The sequence below is a fragment of the Kitasatospora sp. NPDC091276 genome, from assembly GCF_040684355.1.
GTDB lineage: Bacteria > Actinomycetota > Actinomycetes > Streptomycetales > Streptomycetaceae > Kitasatospora.
The window spans coordinates 88,749-101,867 of sequence record NZ_JBFBFU010000007.1 but is presented as its reverse complement, the minus strand read 5'-3'; the positions used below and the strand labels follow the sequence as shown (position 1 = coordinate 101,867).

Sequence of the window (13,119 nt, the reverse complement as noted above, 5' to 3'; positions counted from 1 at the left end):
GCACCCGACACGCGCTCGCGAGGCCTGCGGGACGCCCCTGCGGGGCCCTACGACACGCGCCGTGGGGGCCGCAGTTCACCCCTGGTCGTCACAGCGACCGCATGCTAGCGTTGCCCTCAGTTGCAGTTTGATTCCCCTTGCAGTACTTGAAGCCTGCGGAGCATGTAACCGCGGGCTTTTTGTAGTTTTTCAGCAATATCGAAAAACTTCGGACTCGTCCGGAGGCAGGGCGATCAGCGCAGCGGACCGGGTGCCACACGGTGTGGCCCCGACACGTCCCTCGCAAGGAGAACGGCATGGCCACGGGAACCGTCAAGTGGTTCAACGCTGAGAAGGGCTTCGGCTTCATCGCCCAGGAGGGCGGCGGCCCCGACGTCTTCGTCCACTACTCCGCCATCAACGCGAGCGGCTTCCGCTCGCTGGAGGAGAACCAGGCGGTGAACTTTGACGTCACCCAGGGCCCGAAGGGCCCGCAGGCGGAGAACGTCACCCCCATCTGACCATCCTCTGATGTTCTGATCGCTCGGGACCCCAGCGGGTCCGTCGGCGGCTCCCGACAGCCGTCACCATGAGCACAAGAGCAACACCCAAGGGGGCCCGCCCGACCGGCGGGCCCCCTGCCTTTTCCCCGTGCCTTTTCCCCGGCCTCTCCTCCCGGCCACCGCCCCGGGAAGCAGCGCACGCACCCGCGCCCCCGCGGCACGCACAAGGGCCCGCCTCCGCACCGGGGAACGGTGCGGAGGCGGGCCCTTGTCGCCGAGCCGGCCGGGATCAGGCAGCTACCGGGGCCGCCTTGTCCGCCTGCGCCGGGACGACGGCCGACGGCGCGTCCTCGTACAGGTCGCCGGAGGGGCGGTTGTAGGCGGCGACGTCGAGGATCTTCTCCCGCGAGGCCACCAGGACCGGCACCAGCACCTGGCCCGCGACGTTCGTCGCGGTGCGCATCATGTCGAGGATCGGGTCGATGGCGAGCAGCAGGCCGACGCCCTCCAGGGGCAGGCCCAGGGTGGAGAGGGTGAGCGTCAGCATGATGATCGCACCGGTGAGGCCCGCGGTGGCGGCCGAGCCGACGACCGAGACGAAGGCGATCAGCAGGTAGTCCCGGATACCGAGGTCGATGTTGTAGACCTGGGCGACGAAGATCGCGGCGATCGCCGGGTAGATCGAGGCGCAGCCGTCCATCTTGGTGGTGGCGCCGAACGGCACGGAGAAGGACGCGTACTCGCTGGGGACGCCGAGGCGCTCGGTGACGCGGCGGGTGACCGGCAGGGTGCCGACCGAGGAGCGCGAGACGAAGGCCAGCTGGATGGCGGGCCAGGCGCCCTTGAAGAAGTTGACCGGGTTCAGGCCGGCGGCGAACTTCAGCAGCAGCGAGTAGACGACGAAGAGCACCAGCGCGCAGCCGACGTAGATGTCGAGGGTCAGCGTGGCGAAGGGCTTGAGCAGGTCCCAGCCGTACTTGGCGACGGACTTGCCGATCAGGCCGAGGGTGCCGAGCGGGGAGAGCCGGATGACCCACCACAGGGCGGTCTGGGTCAGCTCCAGGACGGACTCGCTGAGCTTGAGGACCGGCTCGGCCTTGCTGCCGAGCTTGATGATCGCCGCGCCGACCACGACCGCCATGAAGACGATCTGCAGCACGTTCACCTTGGCGAAGGCGTCGACGATGTTGGTCGGGAAGATCCCGGTCAGGAAGTCGATCCAGGTGCCCTTGGAGTCGAGCGCCTTGAGGCCGTCGGTCTTGAGGTTGGTGCCCTGGCCGGGGTTGGTCAGCAGGCCCAGGCCCAGGCCGACGGCCACCGCGATCAGCGAGGTGATCATGAACCAGAGCAGCGTGCGGGTGGCCAGGCGGGCCGCGTTGGTGACGTTGCGCAGGTTGGCGACGCTCACCACGATCGCGGTGAACACCAGCGGCGGGACGGCCAGCTTGAGCAGCTGGACGAAGATCTTGCCGATGGTCTCCAGGGTGGTGGCCAGCCAGGAGATGTCGGCGGCGCGGGCCAGGTAGCCCAGGCCGACGCCGAGCAGCAGGCCGCCGACGATCTGGACCCAGAACGGGGTCTTGCGGATTCTCGCGAGCACGGACGGCGACGGGGTCGCCTCGGGCGCTGTGGACATGACGGTGCGGCTCCGGGGGAGGGCGTTGCTGACGGTGGGGTGTGGCGGAGGAGGCGGCACGGCGCGCGGGCCGGGCGGGGAGGTCCCGGCCCCCGGTCAGGGGCGTGCCGCCGGGATACAGCTCATGGCGCGACAACGGCGCGGGCTGTCCACAGCACCGGTCAGAGCGCACGGGCGGGCGGCACCGGGCAGCGAGCCCCGGCCGTGCTTCCGCGATGCGTCTGAGGTGGTCATGGCCGACACATTAGCAGCAAAGGTTTGAGATGTTCAAAGTAGTTGTTTGAGGTTGGGATGAGATCCGGACACGAACGAAGCTGACGCACCATCAGATCATCCCCACCGGCTCGATTGACCGCTGAGCGGTTATACGTATAACTTTGACGGCGTCCCCGCCCTCGCCTGCCCAGACCGGAGAAGACGCCCGATGGGCTACCTCGCCCTGCTCCGCGCCCCCCATGTCAGCCGCCTGCTCCTCGGCACCCTGCTCGGCCGCCTGCCCGCCGGCATGACCGCCCTGGTGATCGCCCTCGCCCTGCGCGAGGCCGGCGCGCCGTACGGGCGGATCGGACTGGCCACCGCCGCCTACGCGATCTCCGCCGCCGTCGGCGGGCCGGTGCTCGGGCGGATCGTGGACCGCACCGGGCAGCCCCGCGTCCTGCTCGCCTCCGCCGTGCTCGCCGGCGGCGGGTACGCGCTGCTCGCCCTCGCCCCCGGCTCCGAGATCGCCGCTCCGCTCGGTGCCGCGATCGCCGGGCTCGCCATGCCCCCGCTCGAACCCTGCCTGCGCTCGCTCTGGCCGGACGTGGTGGAGGAGGAGCAGCTCGACACCGCCTACGCCTTCGACTCCGCCTCCCAGCAGATCCTCTACGTGGCCGGCCCGCTGGCCGTCGCCGGGATCGCCGGCCTGTTCAGCCCGGTCGCCGCGCTCTGGATGGCCGCCGGACTGGGGCTGGCCGGCGCGCTGATCGTGGCCACCACCGCCCCGGCCCGGGCCTGGCGCGCCCCGGCCCGCGCGCACTCCGCCGGACTGCTCGGCCCGCTGCGCTCCCCCGGCCTGGTGCTGCTGCTGGTCGGACTGGCCGGGGCCGGCTGGGCGGTCGGCGCGCAGAACGTGCTGTTCATCGCCTACGCCGAGCACCACGCCGACGCCCTGCCCGGCGGCGCGGGCACCCTGCTGGCGCTGGCGGCGCTCGGCGGCCTGCTCGGCGCGCTCGCCTACGGCGCGGTGAAGTGGCGCAGCAGCACGGCCACCCGCACCTGGGTCATGGCGCTCGCGATGGCCGCGTCCTACCTGCCGCTGGTGCTGCTGCCCGGGCCGTACCCGATGGCCGCGCTGGCCTTCCTCTCCGGGATCGGGCTGGCGCCGCTGCTGGCGGCGGCGTTCGTGCTGGTCGCCGAGCTGGCGCCGACCGGGACGGTGACCGAGGCGTTCGCCTGGCTGGTGACGCTGTTCGCGACGGGCAACTCGCTCGGCTACGCGGTGTCCGGCAACCTGGCCGAGGACTCGCTGCGGCCGGTGGCGCTGTGCGCGGCGGGCGGGATCGCGCTCGGCGCCCTGCTGCTGTTCGGCGCCCGCCGCTGGTTCCACCCGGTGCCGCCGGCGCCGTCGATGCGACCGGTGCCGGTGGGCTGAGGCCCCCCACAGACGACCGCGCCCACCGGGGTCTGGCCGGCGGGCGCGGTCTTTCGTCCTCCCCTGCTCCTGCCTACGGCTTCGCTCCCCGCCCCGGCGCGCCGGCCGCCGGCGCGGTGGAGGAGCGCAGCACCAGCGAGGTGGCCAGCGGCGGGACGGGCGCCGCCCGCTCGCCGCGCAGCAGGCCCGCAAGCGCCGCCGCGCCGACCCGGCCCAGCTCCTCGCCGGGCAGGTCGACGGTGGTCAGCGGCGGGGCCAGCAGCGCGGCCACCGCGACGTTGTCCATGCCGACCACCGACAGGTCGGCCGGCACCCTCAGCCCCAGCTCGGCGGCGGCCTGGTACACCCCGGAGGCGACCACGTCGTCGTCGCAGATCACCGCGCGCGGACGGTCCGGGCGCTCCAGCAGGCGGTGCGCCACGCTCCGCGCGGCCGGCTGGCCCTCGTTCAGGCTCACGCCCAACTCCACGACCTCCAGGTCGAGTTCGGCGGCGACCTGCTCGAACGCGGCCTGCCTCACCCGGAACGTGTACGCGGAGTGGGTGGAGCGCAGCCGCCCGATCCGGCGGTGGCCGAGCCCGGCCAGGTGCTCGACGGCGGCGCGCATCCCGCCCGCCACGTCGAGTTCGACGGTCGGCCGGGCCCGGTCGGTGCCCGGGTCGGCGTCGAGGAAGACGACGGGGGTGTCGGCGGGCAGCTCGCCGAGCTGGCTGTCGTCCGGGGAGCAGATCAGCAGGCCGTCGAAGCGGCTGGTGGTGGCGGCCTCCGCGAGGGTGGCGCTCCCCCAGCCGGAGCTGACCACGACCGCCAGGCCGTGCCGGCCGGCCTCCTCGTGGACGCCCTCCAGCACCCGGCCGAAGAACGGGCCGAGGATGTTCGGCACCGCCAGGAGGATCATCCCGCTACGGCCGAGCCGCAGCTGCCGGCCGGCCGCCTGCGGGCGGTAGCCGAGGCTGCGGGCGGCCTCCCGGACCCGCTCCCGGGTGGCGTCGGAGACCCGGCGGCCGGCCTCGGCACCGGAGAAGACCAGCGAGACGGTGGCCTGGGAGACCCCGGCGAGCCTGGCCACGTCCCGGCCGGTGGGCCGGCGCACCGGGGCCGGCCAGGTCCCGGCCTCCTCCCCGACGGACGACCCGAGCGACGCGGACGGCCCGAGCGACGCGGACGGCCCGGACGGCGGGTCGGCCGGTCCGGGCTCGGAAGCCGCAGAAGCGGAAGCGGGGTCGGGGTCGGAAGCGGAGGCGTCCGAGGCGGCGGAGTCGGGCACGGCGGCTGCGGCTGCGGGTCCGGCCGGGGTCAGCTCTGCCGGACGGCGGCCGACCGGGCCGCCTCGTCGGCGGCGTCCTCCTCGGCGTTCTGCGCGGCGATCCGCTCGGCGGTACGGCTGCGCAGGCCGGAGACCTTGGTGGTGATCTGGGCGGACATGTCGTCGCGCTGACGACTCAGCAGCACGTAGCTGAGCGGCGCGGACGCGATCGCGGCCAGCAGGAACAGGAAGATCACTCCGGCCTGGCCGCTGACCGGGATGATCTTGAAGTGCCCGAGCAGCAGGGCGACCAGCAGGCAGCCGAGGAAGATGCTGACCCGCAGGGAGGTGTAGCGGAGCGTGGCGTGCGACTTCTCCTGGCCGGTGCTGCTCACGGGACACATCCTTTTCACTGGTCTGGGCGGGGGCCGGTCTCCCAGTGAAGCATGCCTGACGGGCGGCGCGGGGAAGGGGGCGCCCGTCCCCCCGCCCGCCGCCGCCCGGCCGTCCTGCGGATCAGCGCAGGTCGAGCCACATGGTGATCTCGTCGCGGTCGTCCCCGGGGGCGACCCGGACCGCGGCCGGCACCCGGCCGACCTCCCGGTAGCCGCAGCGGGCGTAGAAACGCTCCAGGCCCTGGCCGCCGCGCGCGGTCAGCCGCAGGCTCTCCAGGCCCCACTCCCGGGCTATCCGCTCGGCCTCGGCGAGCAGCCGGACGCCGTGGCCGCGGCCCTGGCAGTCGGGGTGCACCATGACCCGCTTGAGCATCCGCCAGTGCTCCATCAGGCCGAACCGCATCGACTCGAAGAAGAGGACACCGACGAGCCGGCCGGTGTCACTCTCGTGGGCGACCAGCAGCCGGTCCGGGCCGTCCGGCGCGACCCCGGCGAACTGGTGGTCGGCGGTGTCCCAGACCTCGTCCTCCGTCACCGGCGCCACGAAGCCGACCGCGCCGCCGGCGTTGGTGACGTCGGCCCACAGCCGGACGACGGCGGTGCGCAGGTCCGGGTCGAGCTTCGGGTCCAGGGTGAAGATGAGCGCCATGGCTGCGGAGCCTAGCTCTCCGGTCCGACAGGCCCCCGACCCGCCTTGGGAGCCCGCCCTGGGAGCCCGCCCTACGGGAGGGCCGGGACGACGGGGCGGTCCGGCCGGCTGGTGCGCAGCGCCAGGCAGAGCCCGACGGCGACCACGCACAGGGCGCCGGCGCCGTACCAGGTGAGGTCGTAGTTCCCGAGCGCGTCGCGGGCCAGGCCCGCCAGCCCGGCGACGACGGCCGCACCGATCTGGTGGCTGGCCAGCACCCAGCCGAAGACGATCGGGGCGTCCCCGCCGAAGTGCCGGCGGCACAGCGCGACGGTCGGCGGCACGGTGGCCACCCAGTCCAGGCCGTAGAAGATGACGAAGGCCAGGATCGGCGGCTGCAGCGAGCCTGCGAGCAGTTGCGGCAGCAGGAGCAGCGAGATCCCGCGCAGCCCGTAGTAGGTGACCAGCAGGATCCGGGAGTCGACCCGGTCGGTGAGCCAGCCGCTGAAGATGGTGCCGATCACGTCGAAGACGCCGATCAGGGCGAGCAGACCGGCCGCGGTGGTCACCGGCATGCCGTGGTCGTGGGCGGCCGGGATGAAGTGGGTGCCGACCAGGCCGGCGGTGGTGGCGCCGCAGATCGCGAAGGAGCCGGACAGCAGCCAGAACGCCCGGCTCCGGGCGGCGTCCCGCAGCACCCGCAGCGAGCGGGTCAGGGCGCGGCCGTCGGCGGCGGGCGCCGGGGGCTCCTCGGTCGCTCCGTACGGGAGCAGGCCGAGGTCGGCGGGCCGCTCGCGCATCAGCAGCAGGACGGGGACGGCGACCGCGCTGGCCGCAAGCGAGACCACGATCACCGCCGAGCGCCAGCCGTGGTGCTCGACCAGCCAGGCGCCGACCGGCAGGAAGACCAGGTTTCCCGCTGCCCCGGCGGCCGTCAGCACGCCGGTGACCAGGCCCTGGCGCGCCTGGAACCAGCGGCCGGTGATGGTGGTGGCGAAGGCGCCGGCCATCGAGCCGCTGCCCAGGCCCACCAGCACGCCCCAGCAGAGCACCAGTTGCCAGGGCTCGCGCATCAGCATGGTGAGCCCGGAGCCGACCGAGATAGTCAGCAGCGCGCAGACCACCACCAGGCGCACGCCGAAACGGTCCATCAGGGCGGCGGCGAAGGGGGCGGTGAGGCCGTAGAGGGTCAGGTTGACGGAGGTGGCGATGGATATCGTCCCGAGCGACCAGCCGAACTCGTTGTGCAGGGCGTCCATCATCAGGCTGGGCGTGGACCGGAAGCCGGCCGAGCCGAGCAGGACCAGCAGCGAGACACCGGCCACCACCCAGGCGTAGTGCACCCGGAAGCGGGCCGGGCGGGCCGGGCGGACGGGTCCTTCGGGGGCGGGCGCGGGGGCGGGGGCGAAGGCGTTGCGTTCGGTCACGCGGACGAGTGTCCCGAAGCGGCGCGGCCGCGACGAGTGGCCTGAATGACAGCTTTCGCAAGAATCGGGCCACGGTCCCGGCGTACCCTGGCCCGAACCGGCCGGACCGACCGACCGAACCGACCGACCGACCGACTCAACCCGCCGACCCGATCCGACCGGCCCGGGCGGCCGCACCACCGAAGGGGAACGGCATGGCCCACCTGGTCGCGGTACTCGCCCTCGACGGCGTGATCGCCTTCGAACTCGGCATCCCCGCCCGCATCTTCGGCGGCGCCAAGGACCCGGCCGGACGGCCGCTCTACGAGGTCGCCACCTGCACGCTGGACGGCCGGCCGGTCGCCACCAGCGCGGACTTCCGGATCAGCGTCGACCACGGGCCGGAACTGCTGGAGCGGGCCGACACGGTGGTGATCCCGGCCTCCGCCGACGCGAGCACGGCCACCGTCGACGCCGCCTTCACCCCCGAACTGGCCGCCGCACTGCGCCGGATCCGGCCCGGCACCCGTCTGATGTCGATCTGCACCGGCTCCTTCCTGCTGGCCGCCGCCGGACTGCTGGACGGCCGCCCGGCCACCACCCACTGGCGCTACACCCGGCGCTTCGCCGAGCTGTACCCGAAGGTGCGGCTGGACCCGGACGTGCTCTACACCGACGACGGAGACCTCCTCACCTCCGGCGGGGTGGCCGCCGGGGTGGACCTGTGCCTGCACGTGGTCCGCCGCGACCACGGCAGCGCGGTGGCCAACGCGGTGGCCCGCAGCTGCCTGGTGCCGCCGTGGCGCGAGGGCGGCCAGAAGCAGTACGTCGAGGCCCCGAGCCCGGTGGACTCCACCGGCCACGGCACCGCCGCCGTCCGCGCGTGGGCACTGGAACACCTGGACCAGCCGCTGGCGCTGCGCCAACTCGCCGACCGGGCGGGCATGAGCGTGCGGACCTTCACCCGGCGCTTCCGCGAGGAGACCGGCGCCAGCCCCGGGAAGTGGCTCACCGTGCAGCGCACCGAGCGGGCCCGGCAGCTGCTGGAGCGCACCGACCTGACGATCGACCAAGTCGCCCGGGAGTCCGGTTTCGGCACCGCCGCCTCGCTCCGGCTGCAACTGCGCGACCGGCTGGACGTCGCCCCGAGCGCCTACCGGCGCACCTTCCGCACCGTCCCCGGGTGACCCCGGGCGGCTTCAGGTGCCCTGGGCGGCTCTCGGCCGAGTGGCCGGAAAACTCCGCCGGATGACGGCGGGTCGGATGGCAGCCGGCCGCGTGCACCCCGAGCACGGCGCGGCCGGCCACCATCCAATCGCGACGCACGGGCCCTGAACCCGCGCCGCGCCCTCCGCACTCGCCAAGGAGCGCCCGCGACCGGCGATCCACGGCCCCCCTGCTGGCGTGGTCCCCCTGGACAACAGCACCGCGGCGGCGTTCGGGCGTCCCCTCGGCGTCCCCTCACTGACGGAGAGCCGCACCCAAGCGTGATCAGTCGGATACGTCACGTCAATGGGTAGTCCGAAATTCGGAATGGTTGCGTCAACTTTCGGCCGGTGATCTCCGCCGGCGATCACCGGCGGGATCGGCAGCGAACCGAGCGGGCCCCGGGGCTGCCGCTGCCGCTACTGCGCCAGCGCCGCCCAGTCCACGCCCGCCAACGGGTCCGCCGGCCGGGCATCCGCACCGATCTCGCACCACACCCGCTTGCCCGAGCCGTCCGGGAACCAGCCCCAGCGCTCGCAGAGCAGCTCGACCAGCTCCAGGCCGCGCCCGTTGGTGGCGTTCTCGTCCGCCCCGGCGTGCCGCGGGGCGGGGGCCGTCCGGCTCGCGTCGGCGACCTCCACCCGCAGCGGGCCGGCCGGCTCGCCGCCCGCCTGGTCCTCCTCCACCGGCAGACAGAGCCGTAGCACCGCCGGACACCCGGTGTGCACCACGGCGTTGGTCACCAGCTCGGAGACCACCAGCACCACCGTCTCGGCGACCGGCGCGTCCGGGTCCACCCCGTGGTTCAGCAGCCGCGAGCGCACCCACCGACGGGCCCGGCCGACCTCGGCGGGGTCCGCCTGCACCGCCAGCTGTACCTGAAGAACCTGCACCGCTCCACCACCCGCACTCGCAGTTCGGCCATCGTCCCGATCGGGCCGGATCGTCCAGCCGGCGAACCCTCGCACATCGCCCGGTGCCACCCGGGCCCTCGGCCGGGCTCCCGCCCGGCGCTCACCCGACCTGTCCCGTCCGGGCCAACTCGTCCGGGCCAACTCGTCCGTCGCGCACTGGCCGCGACTCGATTACGCCTCAGGATGAGTGGGCGGACGGACCTCGGCAAGCGCTTCGGGCATATTCCAGCGATCGGGGGACAGCTCAGTGCATACTGTCCCGTTCACTCTCGCGAGCCTCGCACCGGCACTCGTCCGGCCCGGGCCGACCCGCCGGTCCCGCAGTGGCGAACCTACCTCCGGACGCCCCGCGCACCCGGCCCGCCACTCGCGAACCACCCGTGCGACATATGTCCAACGGCCTTCGAACAGTGGCCTCCAAGGACCGCCCCGCGCACGGGCCGCCGGTCCGAGCGACAACCGGGCGACGACCCGGCTGGCGACCCGGCTGGCGACCCGGCTGGCGACCCGGGCGACGATCCGCAGGCCCGGGTTCCGTTCTTCGGGGAATGCTCCCGCCGCCGACCGGCCGCAAGATACCGTTGGGTACGCCAGCGAAACCCGGGCAGGAGGGTCGGTTCCCGATGGCCACCCCCGACCGCGCGCCGCGCTGGGACGAGCAGCTCCAACGCCGCCTCGCCCGCGGCGAGGAGACCGCGCTCGGCGAGATCTACGACCAGCTCGCGCCGATGGTGCACGGACTGGCCGGGCGGATACTCGCCGACCAGGCCGCCGCCGCCCAGCTCACCCGGGAGATATTCGCCCAGGTCTGGGAGCACCCCGAGGACTTCGACCCCGCCCAGGGCTCGCTGCGCTCCTGGCTCGGCGCGCTCACCCACCGCCGCGCGGTCGACCGGCTGCGGGCGCGGCGGGCCGCCGAGCGGGTACCGGGCGGCCCGGGCGGCGGACTTGACGGGCCGGGAGGCAGCGAGGGCGCGGCCGAGGCGGAGATCCGAGCCGTGGCCACCGCCGCGCGCATGCAGTACGTGGTGGACTCCCTGCCCCAACCCCTGCGTGAGACCATCGCGGTGACGTACTACGACGGCCGCACCTACCAGGAGACGGCCCGGCTGCTCGGCATCAGCGAGCAGGCCGCCAAGCAGCGGATGCGGCTCGGCCTGGAACTGCTGGCCACCGAACTGGCCGAGGAGCGCGCCCGCCACGACGAACGGCACGGCCGCGAGGACGACCGGGAAGACACGGACGACGCGGGCGACAGGGACGACGGGGACAGGGGCGCATGAGCGAGCGGAGCGAGCCCACCACCGAGGAGCAGCACGACGCCCTGCGCTCGCTGCTCGGCGCCTGGGCCCTCGGCGCCTGCCCGAGCCATGACGCCGCCGAGCTGGAGCGGCACCTGCGCACCTGCCCGGAGTGCGCCGAGGAGGCCGCCCGGCTGCGCGAGGCGGCGGGCTGGCTCGCCCTGGACGAGCCGCTCGACCAGCCCAACTCGCTGCGCCAGCAGGTGCTCGACTGGTGCCTGGCCCGCCGACCGGCCGAACTGCCCGTCCCCGCCTGGGGCATGCCGTACACCGCGGAGACGGCCAAGCTCGACGCGCTGCTGCGCGACCTCGGCCCGGAGGAGTGGCAGGAGGTGGCGGACCTGCCGTGGCACGGCGGCACCGGGCGGCTGCGCCCGGCCGAGGTGCTGTGCCACCTCGCCGCCGTGGACGGCTATCTGGCGCTCGCCCTCGGCCTGCCCGACCCGGTGCCGGCCGGCCCGGGCGCCGCACCGGCCCCGGCCGCCCGGCGGGTGCCGCCGCAGGAGCCGGCCGCGCGGCCGCCGGCGCTCCGGATCCCGCCCCTGCTCCCGCCCCGGGTCCCGCCGCAGGGCGGGCCGTACGCCGGGATCGCCGAACGCACCGCCCGGTTGGTCGCCGACCGGGCCGGCCTCCCGCCGCAGTCGGTGCGGGAGCGGTGGCGGCGGCAGACCCACGACCTGGTGCGCACCGCCGCGCTCGCCCCGCAGGGCAACACCCCCGTCGACTACGGCTTCGCCGTGCTGCCACTGCGCGACGCCTTCGTGGACCGCGCCTTCGAGTGCTACGTGCACGGCGAGGACGTGGCCCGCGCGGTCGCCTACCCGTACGACCCGCCGGCGCCCCAGCACCTGCGGCAGATGGTGGACCTGGCGGTCCGGATGGTCCCGCGGGCACTGGCCGACCTGCGTGCCGCCCGCGCCACCCGTCCCGAGCCCGCCGGGGCCCCGGCCCTCCCGCCCGTGGCGGACCAGGGTCAGGGCCGGGGCCGGCGGCTGCGGCTGGTGATCGACGGCCCGGCGGCCGGCGAGTGGCTGATACCGCTGGACGGGCCGGAATCGGGGCCGCCCGGCGGCGAGCCGGTGGCCTCGATGGTGCTGGACGGCCTGGAGCTCTGCCACCTGGCCGCCGCGCACCGCGATCCGGACCGGCTGCCGGTCGGCGAGCACGGCGACCGGGCCGCGATCCGCGAGGTGCTGCACGCCCTGCCGCTGCTGTCGCGGCCGTAAGCGGCCACAGCCGCCGCAACGGCGGCAACGGCGGCAACCACACCGCCCGCCGACCGCCCCGACCTCGCTACGCGAAGACCACCGTGCGGGTGCCGTTCAGCAGCACCCGGTGCTCGCTGTGCCACTTCACCGCACGGGCCAGCGCCTGGCACTCGACGTCCCGGCCGAGCGCGACCAGCTGGTCCGGGGTGACGTCGTGGGTCACCCGGGCCACCTCCTGCTCGATGATCGGGCCCTCGTCGAGGTCGGCGGTGACGTAGTGCGCGGTGGCGCCGATCAGCTTCACGCCCCGGGCGTGCGCCTGGTGGTAGGGCTTGGCGCCCTTGAAGCTCGGCAGGAAGGAGTGGTGGATGTTGATCACCCGGCCGGACAGCGCGGTGCACAGCTGGTCCGAGAGCACCTGCATGTAGCGGGCCAGCACGACCAGCTCGACGTCCTCCTTGGCGACCAGGTCCAGCAGCTGCTGCTCGGCGTCGGCCTTGGTGTCCCGGGTGACCGGGATGTGGTGGAACGGGACGCCGTAGCTCTCGGTCAGGTCGCGCAGGTCGGTGTGGTTGGACACCACCGCGGCGATCTCCACCGGCAGGGCGCCGATCCGGGTGCGGTAGAGCAGGTCGTTCAGGCAGTGCCCGAACTTGCTGACCATGAGGACGATCCGCATCCGCTGCTCGGTCGGGTGGATCTGCCAGTCCATCCCGAACGAGGCCCCGATCGCCGCGAAGCTGGCCCGCAGCTTGTCGGCGGTGACCGGCTCGGCGGCGGAGAAGTGCACCCGCATGAAGAACAGCCCGCTGTCCCCGTCGCCGAACTGCTGGCTGTCGATGATGTTGCAGCCGGTCATGAAGAGGTAGCTGGAGACGGCGTGGACGATGCCCTGCTTGTCGGGGCAGGACAGCGTGAGGACGTACTGGGCGCTGGCCGGCTGCTGGTCCACTGGGGGTATCCCGTCCTGAGGTCGTGGCGTTCGTGGGTGGTCCAGCGTGTCACATCCTGGACAGCCGCCGCCCCGCTGCCCGTACTGCGGGACGGCACTGCTCAGCGGCCCG

General features: G+C 74.0%; 12 protein-coding genes. 5 read left to right on the top strand and 7 right to left on the bottom strand.

Annotated features, from left to right (window positions below):
• The first annotated feature begins 296 nt into the window (after nucleotides 1–296).
• A complete protein-coding gene (locus AB0O19_RS11305; protein WP_052580872.1) occupies nucleotides 297–500 on the top strand; it encodes a cold-shock protein in 204 nt (67 codons plus the stop codon).
• A gap of 271 nt (nucleotides 501–771) precedes the next feature.
• Here the strand turns inward: AB0O19_RS11305 and AB0O19_RS11300 are convergent, their stop codons facing one another.
• A complete protein-coding gene (locus AB0O19_RS11300) occupies nucleotides 772–2,118 on the bottom strand; it encodes a dicarboxylate/amino acid:cation symporter (protein ID WP_363619148.1) in 1,347 nt (448 codons plus the stop codon).
• Nucleotides 2,119–2,542: 424 nt separating this feature from the next.
• Between AB0O19_RS11300 and AB0O19_RS11295 the strand changes: the two genes are divergently transcribed.
• Entirely contained in the window at nucleotides 2,543–3,751 is a 1,209-nt protein-coding gene (locus AB0O19_RS11295; RefSeq protein WP_363619147.1) for an MFS transporter, read from the top strand.
• Between the two features lie 73 nt (nucleotides 3,752–3,824).
• Here AB0O19_RS11295 and AB0O19_RS11290 read toward each other — a convergent pair whose 3' ends face one another.
• The 4 genes from AB0O19_RS11290 to AB0O19_RS11275 form a co-directional block, all read right to left on the bottom strand.
• Nucleotides 3,825–4,820 (bottom strand): LacI family DNA-binding transcriptional regulator, encoded by a 996-nt coding sequence (locus tag AB0O19_RS11290; RefSeq protein ID WP_363619146.1) that lies wholly within the window; start codon nucleotides 4,818–4,820, stop codon nucleotides 3,825–3,827.
• A gap of 227 nt (nucleotides 4,821–5,047) precedes the next feature.
• Nucleotides 5,048–5,392, bottom strand: a complete 345-nt coding sequence (locus AB0O19_RS11285) for a DUF4229 domain-containing protein (RefSeq protein WP_363619145.1) — start codon at nucleotides 5,390–5,392, stop codon at nucleotides 5,048–5,050.
• Between the two features lie 121 nt (nucleotides 5,393–5,513).
• Entirely contained in the window at nucleotides 5,514–6,041 is a 528-nt protein-coding gene (locus AB0O19_RS11280; protein WP_363619144.1) for a GNAT family N-acetyltransferase, read from the bottom strand.
• A 71-nt stretch (nucleotides 6,042–6,112) separates the two neighbouring features.
• A complete protein-coding gene (locus tag AB0O19_RS11275; protein WP_363619244.1) occupies nucleotides 6,113–7,363 on the bottom strand; it encodes an MFS transporter in 1,251 nt (416 codons plus the stop codon).
• Nucleotides 7,364–7,641: 278 nt separating this feature from the next.
• Between AB0O19_RS11275 and AB0O19_RS11270 the strand changes: the two genes are divergently transcribed.
• On the top strand, nucleotides 7,642–8,613 hold the full coding sequence (locus tag AB0O19_RS11270; RefSeq protein ID WP_363619143.1) for a helix-turn-helix domain-containing protein: 972 nt from the start codon (nucleotides 7,642–7,644) through the stop codon (nucleotides 8,611–8,613).
• Nucleotides 8,614–9,051: 438 nt separating this feature from the next.
• Here AB0O19_RS11270 and AB0O19_RS11265 read toward each other — a convergent pair whose 3' ends face one another.
• A complete protein-coding gene (locus AB0O19_RS11265; protein ID WP_063348164.1) occupies nucleotides 9,052–9,525 on the bottom strand; it encodes an ATP-binding protein in 474 nt (157 codons plus the stop codon).
• Between the two features lie 644 nt (nucleotides 9,526–10,169).
• Here AB0O19_RS11265 and AB0O19_RS11260 point away from each other — a divergent pair.
• Together AB0O19_RS11260 and AB0O19_RS11255 are read left to right on the top strand one after the other, a co-directional pair.
• Nucleotides 10,170–10,829: a sigma-70 family RNA polymerase sigma factor gene (locus tag AB0O19_RS11260; RefSeq protein ID WP_363619142.1), complete on the top strand. Its 660-nt coding sequence runs from the start codon at nucleotides 10,170–10,172 to the stop codon at nucleotides 10,827–10,829.
• Entirely contained in the window at nucleotides 10,826–12,073 is a 1,248-nt protein-coding gene (locus AB0O19_RS11255) for a zf-HC2 domain-containing protein (protein WP_363619141.1), read from the top strand. The genes AB0O19_RS11260 and AB0O19_RS11255 overlap by 4 nt, the downstream gene beginning before the upstream one ends.
• A 67-nt stretch (nucleotides 12,074–12,140) precedes the next feature.
• Here the strand turns inward: AB0O19_RS11255 and purU are convergent, their stop codons facing one another.
• Nucleotides 12,141–13,016 (bottom strand): formyltetrahydrofolate deformylase, encoded by an 876-nt coding sequence (gene purU / locus AB0O19_RS11250; protein WP_063348167.1) that lies wholly within the window; start codon nucleotides 13,014–13,016, stop codon nucleotides 12,141–12,143.
• Nucleotides 13,017–13,119 lie beyond the last annotated feature (103 nt).